The following is a 19,332-nucleotide window of genomic DNA, read 5'->3' on the forward strand; positions in this document are numbered from 1 at the left end:
CATGTCGGTCGGAACAGGCACACCCGAACGGGCACGGCCGGAACCCATCCGCGCCGTGCCCGTGCGGCATCCCGGGCGGTGGGTCGCCGTCGGCGTGATCGGGGTGCTGGTGGCCATGTTCGTGCACCTGCTGGTGACGAACAAGGCGTTCAACTGGTCGTTCATGATCGACGAGATGTTCCGTCCGCCGATCATGGAGGGGTTGCGCGGCACGATCGCGCTGCTCCTGACCTCCATGCTGATCGGTGTCGGGCTGGGCGTCGTCATCGCCATCATGCGGCTGTCGGAGAACCCGATCCTGCGCGGCGTCGCCTTCGCGTACACCTGGTTCTTCCGGGCGGTGCCCCGGCTGGTGCTGGCGATCCTCTTCGGCAACCTGGGCATCCTCTGGGCGCGCGTCGAGTTCGGGCTGCCCTTCGACCGGCAGATCGGCGCCCTGTTCGGGGTCGACGACTTCGAGGCGCGGCTGTTCGGCTTCTCCGCCGTGGAGATCCTGACCGGCTTCGTCGCCGGCATGCTGGCGCTGGGCCTGTCGGAGGCCGCCTACATGGCGGAGATCGTCCGGGCCGGCATCCAGTCGGTCGACGAGGGGCAGACCGAGGCCGCGCAGGCGCTCGGCCTGCGCCGGGGGCAGATCCTGCGTCGGATCGTGCTGCCGCAGGCCATGCGGGTGATCGTCCCGCCGACCGGTAACGAGACCATCGCCATGCTCAAGGACACCTCGCTGGTGGCCTTCGTACCGGTCTCCACCGAGCTGTTCTTCCAGCTCAGGGCCGTCGGTAGCCGGACCTTCCAGGTCTTCCCGATGCTGGTCGCGGCGACCGTCTGGTACCTGCTGCTGACCAGCGTGCTGCTGGTCGGGCAGTACTACCTGGAGCGGCACTTCTCCAAGGGCGTCGGACGCAGCGGACGGGCGAAGACCAGGCTGCGGGCGATCGCGGCGGAGAACGGCGGCACGACCGGGAAGGCGGACGGCGCATGACCGAACTGACGGTGCCGGCTGCGGCCGGCGGGGCGGCGGTGGAGTCCGGGCCGATGGTCCGGGCCGAGCAGGTGCACAAGTCGTTCGGGCCGATCGAGGTGCTCAAGGGCATCGACCTGGAGGTCCGCAGCGGCGAGGTGTGCTGCCTGCTGGGGCCCTCCGGCTCCGGCAAGTCGACGTTCCTGCGCTGCATCAACCACCTGGAGAAGATCAACGCCGGTCGGATCTGGGTGGACGGCGACCTGATCGGCTACCGCGAGCGCGGCGGCAAGCTGCACGAGATGCGGGAGAAGGACGTCGCCGCCCAGCGCCGCGCGATCGGCATGGTGTTCCAGCGGTTCAACCTCTTCCCGCACATGACCGCCCTGGAGAACGTCGCCGAGGCGCCGGTGCAGGTGGGCCGCGAGAAGAAGGCCACCGCCCGGGACCGGGCCGCCGCGCTGCTGGAGCGGGTGGGGCTGGGCGACAAGCTCGGCAACTACCCGGGTCAGCTCTCCGGCGGGCAGCAGCAGCGGGTGGCGATCGCCCGGGCGCTGGCGATGCAGCCGAAGCTGATGCTCTTCGACGAGCCCACCAGCGCGCTCGACCCCGAGCTGGTCGGCGAGGTGCTCGACGTGATGAAGGACCTGGCCCGCGACGGCATGACGATGATCGTGGTCACCCACGAGATCGGCTTCGCCCGCGAGGTCGGCGACTCGTTGGTCTTCATGGACGGCGGCGTCGTGGTCGAGTCCGGGGTGCCCCGCGAGGTCATCGCCAACCCCCGGCACGACCGGACGAAGGCGTTCCTGGCCAAGGTGCTCTGAGCGGTACGCCGGCGCGGCCCACCCCGGGCCGTGCCGGCGTCCGTGCCGGTGTCCGCCTCGGGCCGCGCCGGCGTCCGTGCCGGTGTCCCGGAGTGTCGGAGCGGGCGGCTAGAGTCGCTGCCGTGACAGCTACCACGCCGCGCCTGCTTCTCGTCGACGGACATTCCATGGCATACCGGGCGTTCTTCGCCCTGCCGGTGGAGAACTTCTCCACCACGACGGGGCAGCCGACCAACGCGGTCTACGGCTTCACGTCCATGCTGATCAACGTGCTGCGCGACGAGCAGCCGACGCACATCGTGGTCGCCTTCGACGTCTCCCGCCGCTCCTTCCGCACGGAGAAGTACGCGGAGTACAAGGCCGGCCGCAGCGAGACCCCGACCGACTTCAAGGGCCAGGTGAGCCTGGTCAAGGAGGTCCTCGCGGCGCTGCGCATCCCGGTGGTGGAGAAGGAGGGCTTCGAGGCCGACGACATCATCGCCACCCTCGCCTGCCAGGCCCGCGACCAGGGCATGTCGGTGCTGATCAGCAGCGGCGACCGCGACGCGTTCCAGCTCGTCGGCGACCAGATCACGGTGCTCTACCCGCGCAAGGGCGTCTCGGACCTGGCCCGGATGGACCCGGCGGCGATCGAGGCGAAGTACGGCGTCCCCCCGGAGCGCTACCGCGACCTGGCCGCCCTGGTCGGCGAGACCAGCGACAACCTGCCCGGCGTGCCCGGTGTCGGGCCGAAGACCGCCGCGAAGTGGATCAACACGTACGGCGGGGTCGACGGGGTCGTCGCGCGGGCCGACGAGATCAAGGGCAAGGCCGGCGACAGCCTGCGGGAGCGGCTCGCCGACGTGATCCGCAACTACGAGATCAACTGTCTCGTCTCCGACCTTGAGCTGCCGCTGCGCCCCGAGGACGCGCGGTGGGAGGGGTGGGACCGCGAGGCCGTCCACCAGGTCTTCGACACCCTCGAGTTCCGCATCCTGCGCGACCGGCTCTACCAGTACCTGGAGGCGGTGGAGCCGGAGGCCGAGTCCGGGTTCGACCTGACCGGCGAGGTGCTCACCGAGCCCGGGGCGCTCGCCGGGTGGCTGGAGACGCACGCGCCGGCCGACACCCCGGTGGGCGTGGCGGCGAAGCTCGACACGGGCCCCAACCGCCGGCACACCGCCTCGGTGACCGGGCTGGCGCTGGCCACCGCCGGCGGCGCGGCGGCCTGGTGCGATCCCGCCACCCTGGAGCCGACCGACGAGGCGGCCCTGGCGGCCTGGCTGGCCGACGCCGGGCGGCCCAAGGTGCTGCACGACAGCAAGCCGGCGGTGCTGGCGTTCGCCGCGTACGGCTGGCGCCTGGAGGGCATCCTGCGCGACACGCAGATCGCCGCCTACCTGGCCCGCCCCGACCAGCGCTCCTACGACCTGACCGACCTGGCCCTGCGCTACCTGCACCGCGAGCTGCGGGTCGACGCCCCGGAGACCGGCCAGCTCACCCTGGAGGGGCTCGGCAACGACGGCGAGGCGGAGCAGAACCTCATGCTCCAGGCCCGCGCCACCCTCGACCTGGCCGACGCGATCGACGCCGAGCTGTCCCGCGACGGCGAGCAGTCGGCGCGGCTGATGGCCGGGGTGGAGCTGCCGCTGATGCGGGTGCTCGCCGGCATGGAACGCACCGGCATCGCCGCCGACACGCACTACCTCTCCGAGTTGGAGGCGCACTTCGCCGCCGAGGTGAAGGCCGCCGCCCAGGGGGCCTACGAGTCGGTCGGCCGGGAGTTCAACCTCGGCTCGCCGAAGCAGTTGCAGGAGATCCTCTTCGGCGAGCTGGGCCTGCCCAAGACCAAGAAGATCAAGACCGGCTACACCACCGACGCCGACGCCCTCCAGTGGCTGCACGCGCAGAACCCGCACCCGGTGCTGGCCCACCTGCTGCGCCACCGCGACGTGGCGAAGCTCAAGACGACCGTCGACGGGCTGCTCAAGTCGGTCTCCGACGACGGCCGCATCCACACCACGTTCAACCAGACGGTGGCGGCCACGGGGCGGCTCTCCTCCACCGAGCCCAACCTGCAGAACATCCCGATCCGCACCGAGGAGGGGCGCCGGATCCGCCGCGCCTTCGTGGTGGGGGAGGGCTACGACTGCCTGCTGACCGCCGACTACAGCCAGATCGAGATGCGGATCATGGCGCACCTGTCGTCGGACGAGGCGCTGATCGAGGCGTTCAACTCCGGCGCCGACTTCCACGCGGCCACCGCCTCGTCGGTCTTCGAGGTGCCGGTGGACGAGGTCACCGCCGACCAGCGGCGCAAGATCAAGGCGATGAACTACGGCCTGGCGTACGGGCTGAGCGCGTTCGGCCTCTCCCAGCAGCTCGGGATCACCGCCGAGGAGGCGCGTGGGCTGATGGAGAACTACTTCGCCGGTTTCGGGGGCGTGCGCGACTACCTCCAGGAGGTCGTCGCCCGGGCCCGGCACGACGGCTACACCTCCACCATCCTGGGCCGCCGCCGCTACCTGCCCGACCTGGTCAGCGACAACCGGCAGCGCCGGGAGATGGCGGAGCGGATGGCGCTCAACGCCCCCATCCAGGGTTCGGCGGCCGACATCATCAAGGTCGCCATGCTGCACGTCGACACGGCGCTGCGCGAGGCGGGCCTGCGCTCGCGGATGCTGCTCCAGGTGCACGACGAGCTGGTCTTCGAGGTCGCCCCGGGCGAACGGGAGACCCTGGAGGCGCTGGTGCGGCGGGAGATGGGCGGGGCGCACCCGCTGTCGGTGCCGCTGGAGGTCTCCGTCGGCGAGGGCCGGGACTGGAACAGCGCCGACCACTGACCGGCGCCGTCCCGTCCTGACCGGGGCGGGACCGCCGCGCGCCGGCACCCGGCCCTGCCCGGGGAGGCGGTAGAGTCCGCCGTCGCCGTCGCCGTCGCCGTCGCCGTCGCCGTCGCCGTCGCACCGTGCGGCGGGCCGTGGTCGGGGCGGGGAGGGCGGGTCCGCGTCGTCAGGCGTCCGGTGGGACGGCTGTGGTCGGGGCAGGGGCGGCGGGTCCGCGTCGTCGTCAGGCGTCCGGGACGGCCGTGCCCGCCGCGCGCAGGGCCGCCGCCAGCCGGTCGCGGACCTCGATCTGCGCGGCGATGCGGGCGTCGAGCACCGCGAGGCGGTCCAGTCCGACCCGGACGCCGGCCGGCGCGGGCGGAGCGGCGGCCACGTCCCCGTCCAGGCAGGGCAGGAACGTCCGTACGTCGTCCAGCGTCAGGCCGGCGGCCAGCAGGTGACGGATGTTGCGCACCCGGCCCACCGCCCGCTCGTCGTAGATCCGGTAGCCGTTGTGGGCCCGCCGGGAGTCGAGCAGTCCGTGCCGTTCGTAGTGCCGCAGCGCGCGCGGGGTGGCGCCGGTGGCCTCCGCCAGCTCGCCGATCAGCATGGTCCGCACCTCCGGGCACCGTTCTACCAGCACGGCGGGCGACGCCGTCACGCGATCACGGCGCCACCGTCGACCGGCAGCACGACGCCGGTGACGAAACCGGCCGCCGGGTCGGCGAGGCGCAGGATCGCCCACGCCACCTCCTCGGGACGCCCGATGCGTCCCAGCGGCGTCCGCTCCACCTGCCACCGGCGCACGTCGACCTGCTGCTGCGGCGTCAGCCCCTGGTGCGCGCCGATCGGAGTGTCGACGGCGCCGGGTGCCACCGCCACCACCCTGATCCCGGCCGGCGCGAGCTCCACCGCCCAGCTGCGGGTCAGTGAGTCCAGGGCGGACTTCCCGGCCGCGTACAGCGAACTGCCCGGCCAGGCCCGCGACCCGACCGACGTGGTGACGTTGACGACGACGCCCCGGCTGTCGGCCAGCGCCGGCACCGCCGCCTGGGTGAGCAGGAGCGGCGCCACCAGGTTCGTCGCCAGGTGGCGCTCGACGGTCTCGGGGGCGAGCGAACCGAGCGGACCGCCGCCCGCCACGCCCGCGTTGTTGACCAGCACGTCGAGGCGGCCGTGCCGCTGCGTGGCGGCGCCGACGATCAGCTCCGCGGCACCGGGAGCGGTGACGTCGGCGACCAGCGGTTCGATACCCGGGTGACCGGCGGCGGTGTCCGCCAGGGGCGCGGCCCGTCGGCCCACCGCGACGACGTACGCCCCCTGGGCGCTGAACCCACGGGCGGTGGCCCGTCCGATCCCGGTGCCCGCACCGGTGACGACGACGATCCTGCGTGGCGCTCGACTCATGGTGCGGATCGTCGGACCCTGCCGTCAGTGGCAGGGTCAAGCGGGCGCGCTCAGCGCTTCAGGGGGTCGTGGCCCCAGTTCATCAGGGACCAGCGCCACTTCGTGTCGCGGACATCGCCGGAGGGGCGCTGCGCCATGTGCCGGCGGACGTAGCCGACGACCTTGCGCATGTGCCGGTAGTCGCCCTCGGAGAGCTCGGCACGCTTGCGCCGCAGCAGCTCGATGATCCTGCGGCCCGACTCGTGCCCGACCGACTCGCCGCCGCCGGAGCGCCCACCCTTGTGCCAGCCGACCTGCTTCGACTCGTCGGTCTCCAGCCACGTCGACAGCTCGGCCGGCTTCATGTTCACCGCCTCGGTGAACTCCCGGTAGGTGTCCCGACCCTCGTCAGCCCTGCTCATGGCGCAGCACCTCCGGTCGGTGTGCGACGTCCCGTCCCGAGTCGTCGTTGCGGATCCGGTACTGCGGGTCGTCCGGCGACGCGTTCACGGCGTGCCCGCGTACGTGCGTCCGTTCGGTGATCTTCTCCTTGACCACGCCGTACGCCCGGCCGCTGTGGCTGGCCCAGGAGACGTGGTCACCGCTGTGGAACTCGCTCTGCTCGGCCATGCGACGCGGGTACCCGGCGTCGATGCCCCGAAACGACGACCCGCGGGCTACGGCGTGATGTCGGCGATCGGCAGCTTGATCTCGAAGGGTTCGACCAGCTCGATCAGCTCCGCGCTGTCGGCGATCAGTTCGTACTGTCGCTCACCGCCCGGCCCGAGCCGATCGCCCCGCCGGTAGGCGTAGAGGTGGACCGGGCCCTGCTCGATCCGCCAGTAGAAGGGGATGCCGGCGGCGGCGTACTCGCCGGGCTTGGCGAACCGGTCGGTGCGGCGGGTGCCGGGCGACACCACCTCGACCGCGAGGATGACGTCGTCCGGCCTGAGCAGCGACCGGTCGGCGGTCACCTCCGTCCGGCACAGCAGCACGTCCGGCTGCCGGCTGGTGTTCGCATTGAGGGCTACGCCGACGGCCTGTGTGGCACGCAGGTGTGCGGGGCAGTGGGTTCGTAGCCACAGCCAGAGCAGGCTGGAAATGTCCTGGTGGCCCAGGGTGGGGGAGGGTGTCACCTGGATGACTCCGTCGACGAGTTCGACGCGGGGGGCGTCGTCCGGCAGGTTGAGCAGGTCCTCCAGCGTGTAGTCGGCACGCTGCTGCCGGATCGGGTCCGGACACCATGGGCCAGGTGGTGTCGCGACGGCGCTCACCGGCTCAGCGTAACCCCGCGGCCCGCCTCGGACGTCGCACTGACTGTCCGGCTCGCGCGGGCGGGTTTCTCGGCGACGAAGATGGCGGTGCCGGGGAAGAGGCGGCCGCGCAGCGGGCTCCACTGCCCCCAGATCCCCTCGTGCCCCTCGGGCCACTCCGGTTCCACCAGGTCGAGCAGGCGGAACCCGGCGCCCACGAGCTCGCGGATCCGGTCGCCGAGCGTGCGGTGCTGCTCGACGTAGGTGGCGTCGCCGGCCTCGTCCTGCTCCACGTAGGGGGAGCGGTCGAAGTACGAGTGCACCGCGGTCAGCCCGCCCTCCCCCGGGTCGTCGAGGAAGATCCACCGCATCGGGTGGGTCACCGAGAACACCCACCGGCCGCCGGGGCGCAGCACCCGGAACACCTCGCGCATGACCGCCGCCGAGTCGGCCACGAACGGGACCGCCCCGAACGCCGTGCAGGCCGTGTCGAACGCCGCGTCGGCGAAGGGCAGCGCCAGCGCGTCGGCCTGCACCAGCGGCACGCGTACGCCGGTGCGTCCGGCCGCCAGCGCGGCGTGCCGCAGCATGCCGGCGGAGAGGTCCAGGGCCACCGGGCGGGCCCCCTGGGTGGCGAGCCACCGCGCGGCGGCGGCGGCCCCGCAGCCGAGTTCCAGCACCCGCCGTCCGGCCAGGTCGCCCAGCAGCCGTACGTCGGCCTCCCGCACGCCCTCCGGACACCAGACGAAGTCCAGGTCGCCGAGGAAACGGCCGTGCTCGGCCTGGTAGTCGTCGGCGTCGGCGTCCCACCAGCGGCGGTTCGCCCGGCGGGCCTCGGCGTTGCCGACCCGGCGCCGGGTCACCCGGCTGTCGTCATCCACCCGCCCACGCTAGCCCCGTGGGCGCCGCGCGCCGGGCGACCCCCGGAGTGCGGGGTACGGCGTCCGGCGCTACCGTTCACCGGTGATGCCCCTGTGACGGACGCGACACCTGCGACGCCTTCCTGCCGATATCTCCGCTTTCGCAGCTGACGAGGCGGCGAGAGGACGGGAGGGCTTGCACGCTGTGGTAATGCAGCGGGTAGGCTAGATGATGCGCTCGCGGATCGTGTGCCTCGGCAGGGAGCAGGTGCGCGGTCTCCGGGACCACTGGCGGAGCCACATCCATGATCTCACGCGATGATCTTTCGGTGTGCCCGGCGACGGATCCGCTGGCGCGAACAGGTCACCGCGACACACCAGCCTGCTGTGACACACCATCCGACCGGAGCAACCGCCCACATGACGAGCAGCATCGAGGCCCCCTCGAGCGCCACCCGGGTCACCCACGACGATCTCGGTTCCGAGGAGGCTTTCCTCGCCGCGATCGACGAGACCATCAAGTACTTCAACGACGGCGACATTGTCGAAGGCACCGTCGTCAAGGTCGATCGGGACGAGGTCCTGCTCGACATCGGCTACAAGACCGAGGGTGTCATCCCCTCTCGGGAGTTGTCGATCAAGCACGACGTGGACCCGGCCGAGGTCGTTTCGGTTGGTGACCACATCGAGGCCCTGGTCCTCCAGAAGGAGGACAAGGAGGGTCGTCTGATCCTCTCCAAGAAGCGGGCGCAGTACGAGCGGGCCTGGGGCACCATCGAGAAGATCAAGGACGAGGACGGGGTCGTCCGCGGCTCGGTCATCGAGGTGGTCAAGGGCGGCCTCATCCTCGACATCGGGCTGCGGGGCTTCCTGCCCGCCTCCCTGGTCGAGATGCGTCGGGTGCGCGACCTGCAGCCGTACGTCGGGCGTGAGCTCGAAGCCAAGATCATCGAGCTGGACAAGAACCGCAACAACGTGGTCCTGTCCCGCCGGGCCTGGCTGGAGCAGACGCAGTCCGAGGTGCGCACCGAGTTCCTCAACAAGCTGCAGAAGGGCCAGGTCCGCAAGGGCGTCGTGTCCTCGATCGTCAACTTCGGCGCGTTCGTCGACCTGGGCGGCGTGGACGGCCTCGTGCACGTCTCCGAGCTGTCCTGGAAGCACATCGACCACCCGTCCGAGGTCGTCGAGGTGGGCCAGGAGGTCGAGGTCGAGGTCCTGGACGTCGACCTGGACCGCGAGCGGGTCTCGCTGTCGCTGAAGGCGACGCAGGAGGACCCGTGGCGTCAGTTCGCCCGCACCCACGCGATCCAGCAGATCGTGCCGGGTAAGGTCACCAAGCTGGTGCCGTTCGGCGCCTTCGTCCGGGTGGACGACGGCATCGAGGGCCTGGTCCACATCTCCGAGCTGGCCGAGCGCCACGTGGAGATCCCGGAGCAGGTCGTCCAGGTCGGCTCCGAGGTCATGGTCAAGGTCATCGACATCGACCTGGAGCGCCGCCGGATCTCGCTGTCGCTCAAGCAGGCCAACGAGGGCTTCGTCGAGGGCGAGGAGCACTTCGACCCGACCCTCTACGGCATGGCGGCGACGTACGACGCCGAGGGCAACTACATCTACCCGGAGGGCTTCGACCCGGAGACGGGCGAGTGGCTCGAGGGGTACGACAAGCAGCGCGAGACCTGGGAGAACCAGTACGCCGAGGCGCGTCAGCGCTGGGAGGCCCACACCAAGCAGGTGCAGACCTCCCGGGCCGCCGACGCCGAGGCCGCTGCCAACCCGGCTCCGGCCGTCACCGGTGGTGGCACCACCACCTCGACCAGCGCGGCCCCGAGCCGCCAGGCCGAGGAGCCGGCCGGCACCCTGGCCACCGACGAGGCGCTCGCCGCTCTGCGGGAGAAGCTCGCCGGCGGCAAGTGACCCGCTGAACGACGACGGGCCCCGTCCCCGCGATCGCGAGATCGCCGGGGGCGGGGCTCCCGTCTTTCCGCAGCCGCTCCGCCCTCGCCGCGCCTACGCACCCGATGCGGGGGCGACCGGTTGCCTCAGGATGGTGCGTTGCCGCTCGGGCGCGACCCGGCGGAAGTCGCTGAGGTAGATCTCGTGATGCCTGCCCACCATCCGCAGCCCGTTGCCCGGGACGAACTCACCGTGCAGCCGCGCCAGCACCTCGGCCTCGTCGTCGAACGAACCGACGTGCAGCGTCTGCACGCACCGCCCCTCGGACAGCGTCGCCAGGCGGACGTCGTCGAGGCGTGACGGGCGGTTCCTGGCCCCGGCCTGCTCGACGGCGGCGGTGCACAGGTCCTGGCCGATCCAGTCCGGGACCATGATCATCAGGGTCCAGTTCCACCGTGCCTTGTCGCGCCGGGCGGTGAACGAGTCCATGTCCTCGGCCCACCACAGGCCCTCCAGGGGCGGGACGACGTAGTCCCGGCCGAGGTCCCGCCTGCTGGCGAACTTCAGCTTGTAGGCCACCGGGTAGAGGGCTTCGATGGCGCCGGTGAACGCCGGTGCGCCGTTCGGGTCGCCGTGGCCGTCGACCATGAGGTACCGCGTGTCGGGCACGTCCACGATCCGGAACTGGCCCCGCTCGGCCTGATAGGCGTCGAGCGTCTTCTTGAAGTCGGTCTTGTCAGTCATCAGGCACCTGGGCTCGGGCGGCGAGCCACTGCCTTTCCGCCTCCAGGAGGCTCAGCGAGTACGAGAAGACCTCCCGCGCCGGGTGCGGGAGGGGGGCCTGCGCCTGCTGCGCCGACCGGAGCGACCCGATGCGGGCCTCGACCCCCGCCAGCCGGGTGCGCAGCGCCTGCGCGTACTCCCGGTCGGAGAGCAGGGGCAGGTTGGCGATGCCGACGAGAAGCGGGTGCCGGACCGGCTGTGGTTGCTCGATGAGCGCCAGCGCGGTGCGCGCCGCGGCCGCCCGGCCCTCGGCGGTGGCGTGGAACACCTGGCGGGACTTCGGGGCGGCGGGAGCCTCGGGACCGTGGACCAGGCCGCGCCTGTCCAGCTTGGCGAGCAGGTAGTAGATCGAGGAGAACCCGACGTCGGACCACTGCCGGATGCCGCGTCGCGCGATCACCTGCTCCAGGTCGTAGCCGTGCCGGGGGCGTTCGATGAGCAGGCCCAGCACGGTCAGCTCGGCGGTGGTCAGCTCCACGTCCCTATCCTAGTACTAGAATAGGGGCCGGGGGGACCGGTCCGGGGTGCCCCCGGTGCCGGCGGCGCGGTGATCATCCGGTTGACTGGTGCCGTGCTGAAGGTGGGACTGACCGGAGGAATCGGGTCCGGCAAGAGCGCCGTGGCGAGGCGACTGACCGAGCGCGGCGCGGTGGTGATCGACTCCGACCGCATCGCCCGGGAGGTCGTCGCGCCGGGCACGGAAGGGCTGGCCGAGATCGTCGGGGCCTTCTCCGAGCGGGTCCTCGACGCCGACGGCGCCCTCGACCGGGCGGCGCTGGGCGCGCTGGTGTTCGCCGACGAGACGGCGCGCCGCCGGCTGGAGGCGATCACCCATCCCCGCGTACGGGCCCGCGCCGCCGAGCTGGCCGCCGCGGCGGCACCCGACGCGATCGTGGTCAACGACGTGCCGCTGCTGGTGGAGGTGGGGCTCGCGCCCACGTACCACCTGGTGGTCGTGGTGCAGACGGAGGTGGCCACCCGGTTGGCGCGGCTGGCCCGCGACCGGGGCATGGACCGGGCGGAGGCTGAGCGGCGGATCGCCGCGCAGGCCGACGACGACCGGCGGCGGGGCGCGGCGGACGTGCTGCTGACCAACGACGGCAGCCTCGACGACCTGCACGCGGCCGTCGACGCGCTGTGGCGCGAGCGGCTGCGGCCCTTTGAGGCGAACCTGCGCGAGCGGCGGGCGGCCGGATCGGAGCACGTCGTCCTGACCGAGGCCGACCCGACCTGGCCCCAGCAGTACGCGCGGCTGGCCGCCCGGATCCGGCACGCGCTCGCCCCCGCCGGCCTGCGTATCGACCACATCGGCTCGACCGCGGTCCCGGGGCTCGCCGCCAGGGACGTGATCGACATCCAGCTCACCGTCCCGACCCTCGCCGACGCGGACGGACCGCTGGCCGAACGGCTCGCGGAGGCGGGCTTCCCGCGCCTGCCCGGCGAGTGGTGGGACGACCCCCGCCCGCCCGGCAGCGGCCGGTGGGAGAAGCGCCTGCACGGCAGCGCCGACCCGGGCCGCCCCGTGCACCTGCACGTCCGCCCGGCCGACGCGCCCGGCTGGCGGTACGCGCTGCTGATGCGCGACCACCTGCGTGCCGACCCGGACCAGCGGTCGGCCTACCTGGCGCTGAAGCGGGAGCTGGCGGCCTCCGCCCCGGACAGCGCCACCTGGACCACCGCGAAGGACCCGTGGTTCGACGAGGAGCACCTGCGCGCCGAACAGTGGGCGGCGCAGACCGGCTGGCGTCCCTGACCGGTCAGCGGCCCCCGGCCGGGGGCCGGGGCGGTGGGACGAGCCGGGGCACCGTGGTGGGCGTCAGGTCGAGCTGGGCCCAGGCGCCGGTGCGGGTACGCAGCTCCAGGCGGCGCAGCGCGCCGGACCGGTCGATCCAGTAGCGCAGCAGCCCCCGGGACGTGCGCAGCTCGACCACGTCGACGGCCTTCCCGGCGACGGTGTCGCCGCGCACCCGCAGGGGGACGCCCCGCCCGCCGGGCGACCGGGCGGCCCGCAGCGCCGCGTCGAGCAGCAGGCCCAGGTCGCCCGCGCGCCGCGGGTCGGCCCTCCAGCCCCGGGCGGGCGGCGGCAGCGGCGGCCGGCCGGGCGATTCCACGGTGCCCGGGACCGTCGCGGCCGGCACCTCCGCCCGGCGCACGCCGGCGTCGTCGACGCGCAGCAGCGTCCGGCGCTCCGGCACGCCGAGGTCGGCGACCGTCAGGTACGCGGCCCGCCCGCTCCAGCTCACCCAGCCGGTTCCGCGCAGGTTCGTGGCGGCGGCGACGGGCGCGGTCAGGGTCACGGCGGCGCCGCCATGGGCGCGCAGCCGGGCGGCCAACCGGTCCAGCCGGCCCCGCTCGACGGCGGTGAGGGCGCGGGGCTGCCCGGGACGGCCGCCGAGAGCGTCGACCGGCCGCAGCGTGGGCCGGTCGGTCCGGTTCAGCTGCACGGTCACCGGGCCGACGCCGGCCAGCCCGGTCTCCAGCCGGTGCAGCCGCGCGTCGTGGTCGAGCCAGTAGCGGGGAAGCCCGTCCGGGGCCGGGACGGCGGGGCCGGGCGGCGGTGCCTGGAGGATGTCGACCGGCGTCGCCCCGACCGTGGCCCCACCGATCCGGCGCGTGGCGTCGGCCGGCGGCTCCGGGCGGTCGGAGGCGAGGCGGAAGAGCAGGTCGAGCACGGCGGCCAGCCCCTGCCCGGCGGGCGGGTCGTGCAGGCGCCAGCGGTCCGCCGGCGGCACCAGCGGGGGCGGCGCGGGGGTCGGCACCGCCGTCGGGTCGGGGCGCAGCAGGACCACCGTCGGGGTGGCCTGGAGCAGCCCACGCTCGGCGCCCGCGCCGGGCCCGCCGACGTCGAGGTAGACCAGCGGCCGGGACCAGTCGACCCAGCCGACCAGTTCGGTACGCGCCGCGCCGCTGCCCGCGGTCACGCGTACCCCGGCCCGCAGGTCCCGGTAGTTGGTGACCCGCATCGCGGCCAGTCGCTCGCGCTCGTCGCCCGTCAGTGCCCTCGGCTGCTCCGGCCGCTCGGGCGCCCAGCTCGCCAGCCCCACGACCAGCGCGGCGGCGGAGAGCACGGCCACGGCCGCGAGCACCAGCAGGACGGTGCGCCGACGGCCGGTCACCACCCGTGGGATGCCGCCGGTGTGCGCGTCGTCGTGCGTCGGTGGGCCCTGCGGCGGGTCGGGCGGGCCGGAGCGGGCGGCGGAGGTCTCCACGGGAGGTTGAACGGGATTCACCCCCGTGGGGTGACGAGCAGGGGCGCTCGCGGCGGCCGGTCAGCGCCTCACGCGCGACCACGTCGGGTGCGCACGCCGGGAGTGCCGGGTGCTGCGACCCCTGTGCCGGGGGCGGGCCGGCCGTGACGGCCTGGCCACCTGCCCGGTCGGCCGCCGCGAGCGGCCTACACGGAGAGCGTAGTCCGGTGAGATGCGCCACACAATGCGAATATTGAAGCCGATCACGGACCGGGCGTAGTCGCGCCGCGGTGTCGGACCCCCGGCGTACCGTTGGGGTCATGGCGCTCGACATTCCCCGGCTCGACGGCCGTTTCCAGGTCGTCAGCGAGTTCCAGCCGGCCGGCGACCAGCCGGCGGCCATCGACGACCTGGAGCGTCGGGTCCGACGCGGCGACCGCAACACCGTGCTGCTCGGCGCGACCGGCACCGGCAAGAGCGCCACCACCGCGTGGCTGATCGAGCGGGTGCAACGGCCCACGCTGGTGCTGGCGCCCAACAAGACGCTCTGCGCGCAGCTGGCCAAGGAGTTCAGCGAGCTGCTGCCGCACAACGCGGTCGAATACTTCGTCTCCTACTACGACTACTACCAGCCCGAGGCCTACATCCCGCAGACCGACACCTACATCGAGAAGGACTCCTCGATCAACGAGGAGGTCGAGCGGCTGCGGCACTCGGCGACCATGTCGCTGCTCACCCGCCGCGACGTGATCGTGGTGGCCACCGTCTCGGCGATCTACGGCCTGGGCACCCCGGAGGAATACCTCGACCGCGCGGTGCGGGTCGCGGTCGGGCAGGAGCTGGACCGCGACCAGTTGCTGCGCCGGCTGGTCGACATCCAGTACACGCGCAACGACATGGCCTTCAACCGGGGCACCTTCCGGGTCCGCGGCGACACGCTGGAGATCATCCCGGCCTACGAGGAGCTGGCCGTGCGGATCGAGCTCTTCGGCGACGAGGTGGAGAAGCTCTACTACCTCAACCCCCTGACCGGCGACGTGGTCAAGGAGGTCGACGGGCTGGTCATCTTCCCGGCCACCCACTACGCGGCCGGGCCGGAGCGGATGGAGCGGGCGATCCGCGACATCGAGGCCGAGCTGGCCGGGCGGCTGGCCGAGCTGGAGCGGCAGGGCAAGCTGCTGGAGGCGCAGCGGCTGCGGATGCGCACCACCTACGACATCGAGATGATGCGCCAGGTCGGGTTCTGCTCCGGCATCGAGAACTACTCGATGCACATGGACGGCCGGCTGCCGGGCAGCCCGCCGCACTGCCTGCTCGACTACTTCCCCGACGACTTCCTGACGGTCGTCGACGAGTCGCACGTGACCATCCCGCAGATCGGCGGCATGTACGAGGGCGACGCGTCCCGCAAGCGGATGCTGATCGACCACGGCTTCCGGCTGCCCAGCGCCGCCGACAACCGGCCCCTGCGCTTCGACGAGTTCCTGGAGCGGGTGGGCCAGATGGTCTTCCTCTCCGCGACGCCCGGCCCGTGGGAGCTGGAGCAGGCCCAGGGCGAGTTCGTCGAGCAGGTGATCCGGCCCACCGGCCTGATCGACCCGGAGGTCGTCGTCAAGCCCACCAAGGGCCAGATCGACGACCTCATGCACGAGATCAAGCTGCGCACCGAGCGCGACGAGCGGGTGCTGGTCACCACGCTGACCAAGAAGATGGCCGAGGACCTGTCCGACTACCTCCTGGAGAACGGCATCCGGGTGCGCTACCTGCACTCCGAGGTCGACACGCTGCGCCGCGTGGAGCTGCTGCGGGAGTTGCGCAAGGGCGACTACGACGTGCTGGTCGGCATCAACCTGCTCCGGGAGGGTCTCGACCTGCCGGAGGTGTCGCTGGTCGCCATCCTCGACGCCGACAAGGAGGGCTTCCTGCGCAGCGGCCGGTCGCTGATCCAGACCATCGGCCGGGCGGCGCGGAACGTCTCCGGTCAGGTGCACATGTACGCCGACAAGATCACTCCGTCGATGGCCGAGGCGATCGGGGAGACCAACCGGCGGCGGGACAAGCAGATCGCGCACAACGAGGCGCACGGCATCAGCCCCGAGCCGCTGCGCAAGAAGATCCACGACATTCTCGACGACATCTACCGCGAGGCGGAGGACACCGAGAACAGCCGCGTCGGCGGAGCCGTACGGCAGCTCTCCCGTGGCAAGGCGCCGGTCAAGGAGACCCGCAGCCGCGCCCGTACCGGCGGCGCCGGGCCCGCGCGGGAGGGGATGGCCCGGGCCGAGCTGGCCCAGCTCATCCAGGAGCTCAACGACCAGATGCTGGCCGCGGCCCGGGAGCTCCAGTTCGAGCTGGCCGCCCGGATCCGCGACGAGGTCGCCGACCTGAAGAAGGAGCTGCGCGGCATGGACGCCGCCGGGGTGAAGTGAGCGGCCCGGGCCCCGCCTGACCTGGTCGGCGGGGCTCGGGCCGACCCATGCGGCCACCTGGCCTCTGATTGCGGTACGCGAGCAAGCTATTGCGCTGAGTGATCGTCCTGCCCTACTCTCCCTCGGTGGGGAGGCTGGGGATGCCGTTGCCAACGAGTCCGGTCATTCGTCGCGCCCGGCTGGGCGCCGAGTTGCGTCAGCTGCGCCGGCGGGAGGCGCTGACCCTGGAACAGGTCTGCGACCGGCTGGGTTGGGCCTCCACCTCGAAGCTGTCCCGCATCGAGCTGGGGCAGAGCCGGCCGGACCTGGCCGACGTGCTCGACCTGCTCGACGTCTACGAGGTGCCGCCGCCGCAGCGCGACGCGCTCATCGTCATCGCCCGCGACGCCGCGACCAGCCGGGGCTGGTGGAAGGCGCTGGGGGAGATGGGCGAGCGGCAGCGCACCTACGCCGAACTGGAGGCGGGCGCCGCGAGCATCGTGGAGTACCAGCCAGCCGTCGTGCCCGGCCTGCTCCAGTCGCCCGGGTACGCCCGCCAGCGCATCGAGGCCGGCCGGCTGCTGTACCCCGAGGTCAACGTCGAGGCCGACATCCGGGCCCGGCTGATGCGTCAGGACGTGCTGCGCCGCGCCGACCCGCCCCGCTACACCGCGCTGCTCGACGAGCGGGTCTGTGACCAGGCAGACGTGTCGCCCGAGGTGTGGCGGGAGCAGGTGGCGCACCTGGCCGCGTTGGCCGACCTGCCGCACGTGACGGTCCGAATGGTGCCCTGTGCCGCCGCGCCGCGCGCCGGGCTGCATCCGCTGACCGGCTACTCCAGCTACGTGTTCCCCGACCCGGCTGATCCGCGTACGGTCATGCTGGAGACGCTGACCGCCGACCTGCGGTTGGTCTCCGAGGCTGACGTCACCCGCTACGAGCGGATGAGCGACTGGCTGGCGTCGGTGGCCCTCGGCGACGACGAGACGCTGGCGCTGCTGCGGGACCGCGCGGCTGGGTCGGCCAACGGCCGCCACGAGTCAGAACCGGCTGTCTCCCCGCAGGGCGGCTGAGCTGACTCCCGGAGAACGCCCGTTGAGGCCTGGCGCGAACAGTTGACTCGATGGAATGGGCCGTGGTCGCGCCGACCAATGGAGTCGGGAATCGCAGATGGTTCGGTTCGCCTGACGCCCGCCGGACGGCGGGATGGTGTTATCGACGGGCTTCGTCGGCACCCGGTTCGACAGAGCGTTGAGGCCTCTTGCTGATTGTCGGCAGGGGCGGCTTGCGATAGTGGGAATCCCGGTGGATCTGCGGCCGGGGCGAGGGTCTCCTTTTTCGGCCTTGCCAGCGGCCCTTACCGTACGAATCGATTGAAATCAATATTGACCTGATTCTGTGGAGGCAATAGGTTTCTTGTGTCCGGAAACACCGGCGCACCCACAGGAAACGGGGGCTAGATGAGGTCTGTAATCAATAGGGCGACCCTGGCGAAGGTCGCGGTCGTGGTCACCGCCGCCACCAGCGTCGCCGTGGTGAGCGGTGGGCCGGCGTCCGCCAGTTGCAGCCACGGTTACGTGGACAAGGAGCTGACGAGCGGGCAGGTGATCGGCGCCGGGACGACCGGTCTGGCGGTGCGTACCGGCCCGCACCTCTCCTGCGGCTTGGTGGGGCGGGTTCCTACCGGCCACTGGGTGACCTACCTGTGCCACGTCTATGGCGATGTCGTGAATTCGACCAACCGTTGGGTCCGGATCCACTACAACAACGGCGGGCCCACGTCCATCGACGGCTGGGCGGCGGAGGATTACCTCAGCGAGGCGTCGGTCTCCGGCTGCGGCTAGAAACACCTCGCAGGCGGTCGATTGGCGCGAATGACGCCACGGCTTGAGATCGCGGGATGACGAAGGCCTCCGGTTGTGAAGTGGAACCGACAAGGGACCGCTCCGGCAATCCGGAGGCCTTCGTCGTGCACGCCTGTCAGGGCGATGGGCTGCGCCGAATTGTCGCGGGCGCTCGCCGCCGGGCTGAGCCAGGCTCACAGGTGGCGGCGGAAGCCGCCCTCCGAGTCGATCACCTGGCCGGTGATCCAGTCGGCGTCGGACGAGCAGAGGAACCGGACCAGCCGGGCGGCGTCCTGCGGCGTGCCCCAGCGCCCGCTCGGAAAGAGCTTGGCGACCTCGGCGTACGCCTCGGGCGAGGCGTATCCGGTGTCCGTCGGGCCGGGGTGGACGCAGTTGACGGTGATGCCCCGTGGCATCAGCAGCGGGGAGAGCTGGAAGGTTGCGTTCTCCACCGCCGCCTTGCTGACCGCGTAGGCGAGGGTCTGCGGCATCGGGCCGAGGCGCTGGCCGGTGGAGAAGAGCACCAGCCGGCCACCCGATCCGGCGGTGAACGCCTCGGCGAACGCTTCGGCGAGCAGCAGCGTGGCCCGCACGTTGACCAGCAGGTGCCGGTCGATCTCGGCCGGATCCAGCGCGCCGAACGGCGTGTCGGTGCAGTAGGCGTGCACGGCGATGACCGCGTCGAGCCGGCCGTGCCGGCGTAGCGCCTCGGCGACCAGGTTGGCGGGCGCGGCCGGGTCGAGCAGGTCGGCGCGGACGTGTCCGGCGTCGCCCAGCTCGCCCAGCAGGGCCGGCACGCCCTCGGGATCGCCGCCGTAGGGCTGGGCGTCGTCGAACTCCGGCAGGCCGGTGAGCAGCAGCCGCCAGCCGTCCGCGGCGAGTGTGCGGGCGACCGCCGCGCCGATGCCGATCCGACGACTCACGCCCGTCACGAGGGCCACCCGCTGCGTCATGGTGGGCAGTCAACCGGCGTCGGCGACCGGGCGCCAGCGGATATCTCCGCGCGGCAACCGGGCCCGGCGCCCCCTAGTACTGCAACGGCAGTTGGTCAGGGGTAGCCGCGTCGTCGGTAGTGGCAGGTTCGGGCTTGGTGTTGGCGTCGTCGGCGCCATCGGGACCAGGCCC

Annotated in this window: 18 protein-coding genes; 8 read left to right on the forward strand and 10 right to left on the reverse strand. The window is 72.4% G+C overall.

What is annotated here, in order from left to right; all coding sequences use genetic code 11:
• Position 1: 1 nt before the first annotated feature.
• The 3 genes from EV374_RS17020 to polA all read left to right on the forward strand — a co-directional run bounded on the left by EV374_RS17020 (position 2) and on the right by polA (position 4,610).
• Positions 2–982, forward strand: coding sequence for an amino acid ABC transporter permease (locus EV374_RS17020; protein ID WP_132236449.1), 981 nt, complete (start codon positions 2–4; stop codon positions 980–982).
• Positions 979–1,788, forward strand: a complete 810-nt coding sequence (locus EV374_RS17025; protein WP_132236451.1) for an amino acid ABC transporter ATP-binding protein — start codon at positions 979–981, stop codon at positions 1,786–1,788. Before EV374_RS17020 ends, EV374_RS17025 begins: the two co-directional genes overlap by 4 nt.
• Positions 1,789–1,910: 122 nt before the next feature.
• Entirely contained in the window at positions 1,911–4,610 is a 2,700-nt protein-coding gene (gene polA / locus EV374_RS17030; protein WP_132236453.1) for a DNA polymerase I, read from the forward strand.
• Positions 4,611–4,836: 226 nt separating this feature from the next.
• Here polA and EV374_RS17035 read toward each other — a convergent pair whose 3' ends face one another.
• From EV374_RS17035 to EV374_RS17060, 6 genes are read right to left on the reverse strand one after another with little or no spacing between them, the layout of a single operon-like run.
• A complete protein-coding gene (locus tag EV374_RS17035) occupies positions 4,837–5,202 on the reverse strand; it encodes a MerR family transcriptional regulator (protein ID WP_486485808.1) in 366 nt (121 codons plus the stop codon).
• Positions 5,203–5,249: 47 nt separating this feature from the next.
• Positions 5,250–5,999, reverse strand: a complete 750-nt coding sequence (locus EV374_RS17040) for an SDR family oxidoreductase (RefSeq protein WP_132236457.1) — start codon at positions 5,997–5,999, stop codon at positions 5,250–5,252.
• A gap of 50 nt (positions 6,000–6,049) precedes the next feature.
• Entirely contained in the window at positions 6,050–6,400 is a 351-nt protein-coding gene (locus tag EV374_RS17045) for a DUF3140 domain-containing protein (RefSeq protein WP_132236459.1), read from the reverse strand.
• Positions 6,387–6,608 carry a hypervirulence associated TUDOR domain-containing protein gene (locus EV374_RS17050; RefSeq protein WP_132236460.1) on the reverse strand — a complete coding sequence of 74 codons (222 nt, stop codon included), beginning with the start codon at positions 6,606–6,608 and terminating at the stop codon, positions 6,387–6,389. Before EV374_RS17050 ends, EV374_RS17045 begins: the two co-directional genes overlap by 14 nt.
• Positions 6,609–6,655: 47 nt before the next feature.
• Positions 6,656–7,252, reverse strand: a complete 597-nt coding sequence (locus EV374_RS17055; RefSeq protein ID WP_486485803.1) for a Uma2 family endonuclease — start codon at positions 7,250–7,252, stop codon at positions 6,656–6,658.
• Positions 7,249–8,112 carry a class I SAM-dependent methyltransferase gene (locus EV374_RS17060; protein WP_486485804.1) on the reverse strand — a complete coding sequence of 288 codons (864 nt, stop codon included), beginning with the start codon at positions 8,110–8,112 and terminating at the stop codon, positions 7,249–7,251. Before EV374_RS17060 ends, EV374_RS17055 begins: the two co-directional genes overlap by 4 nt.
• Positions 8,113–8,409: 297 nt before the next feature.
• On the opposite strand from EV374_RS17060, the gene rpsA reads away from it, so the two are divergent.
• Positions 8,410–10,005 (forward strand): 30S ribosomal protein S1, encoded by a 1,596-nt coding sequence (gene rpsA / locus EV374_RS17065; RefSeq protein WP_088999324.1) that lies wholly within the window; start codon positions 8,410–8,412, stop codon positions 10,003–10,005.
• 93 nt (positions 10,006–10,098) lie between these two features.
• On the opposite strand, the gene EV374_RS17070 is transcribed toward rpsA, so the two are convergent.
• Both EV374_RS17070 and EV374_RS17075 read right to left on the reverse strand, forming a co-directional pair.
• On the reverse strand, positions 10,099–10,728 hold the full coding sequence (locus EV374_RS17070) for a GyrI-like domain-containing protein (RefSeq protein ID WP_132236462.1): 630 nt from the start codon (positions 10,726–10,728) through the stop codon (positions 10,099–10,101).
• A complete protein-coding gene (locus EV374_RS17075; protein ID WP_132236463.1) occupies positions 10,721–11,245 on the reverse strand; it encodes a PadR family transcriptional regulator in 525 nt (174 codons plus the stop codon). The genes EV374_RS17070 and EV374_RS17075 overlap by 8 nt, the downstream gene beginning before the upstream one ends.
• A 93-nt stretch (positions 11,246–11,338) precedes the next feature.
• On the opposite strand from EV374_RS17075, the gene coaE reads away from it, so the two are divergent.
• Positions 11,339–12,520 (forward strand): dephospho-CoA kinase, encoded by a 1,182-nt coding sequence (gene coaE / locus EV374_RS17080; RefSeq protein ID WP_132236465.1) that lies wholly within the window; start codon positions 11,339–11,341, stop codon positions 12,518–12,520.
• Between the two features lie 4 nt (positions 12,521–12,524).
• Here coaE and EV374_RS17085 read toward each other — a convergent pair whose 3' ends face one another.
• Positions 12,525–13,976 carry a hypothetical protein gene (locus EV374_RS17085; protein WP_486485805.1) on the reverse strand — a complete coding sequence of 484 codons (1,452 nt, stop codon included), beginning with the start codon at positions 13,974–13,976 and terminating at the stop codon, positions 12,525–12,527.
• A 299-nt stretch (positions 13,977–14,275) separates the two neighbouring features.
• On the opposite strand from EV374_RS17085, the gene uvrB reads away from it, so the two are divergent.
• The 3 genes from uvrB to EV374_RS17100 all read left to right on the forward strand — a co-directional run bounded on the left by uvrB (position 14,276) and on the right by EV374_RS17100 (position 18,207).
• On the forward strand, positions 14,276–16,384 hold the full coding sequence (gene uvrB / locus EV374_RS17090; RefSeq protein WP_132236467.1) for an excinuclease ABC subunit UvrB: 2,109 nt from the start codon (positions 14,276–14,278) through the stop codon (positions 16,382–16,384).
• A 140-nt stretch (positions 16,385–16,524) separates the two neighbouring features.
• A complete protein-coding gene (locus EV374_RS17095) occupies positions 16,525–17,436 on the forward strand; it encodes a Scr1 family TA system antitoxin-like transcriptional regulator (protein ID WP_132236469.1) in 912 nt (303 codons plus the stop codon).
• Positions 17,437–17,823: 387 nt separating this feature from the next.
• A complete protein-coding gene (locus EV374_RS17100; protein WP_132236471.1) occupies positions 17,824–18,207 on the forward strand; it encodes an SH3 domain-containing protein in 384 nt (127 codons plus the stop codon).
• A gap of 194 nt (positions 18,208–18,401) precedes the next feature.
• On the opposite strand, the gene EV374_RS17105 is transcribed toward EV374_RS17100, so the two are convergent.
• Positions 18,402–19,160, reverse strand: coding sequence for an SDR family oxidoreductase (locus tag EV374_RS17105; RefSeq protein ID WP_132236473.1), 759 nt, complete (start codon positions 19,158–19,160; stop codon positions 18,402–18,404).
• Between the last annotated feature and the right edge of the window lie 172 nt (positions 19,161–19,332).

This window comes from Micromonospora sp. CNZ303 (genome assembly GCF_004345505.1).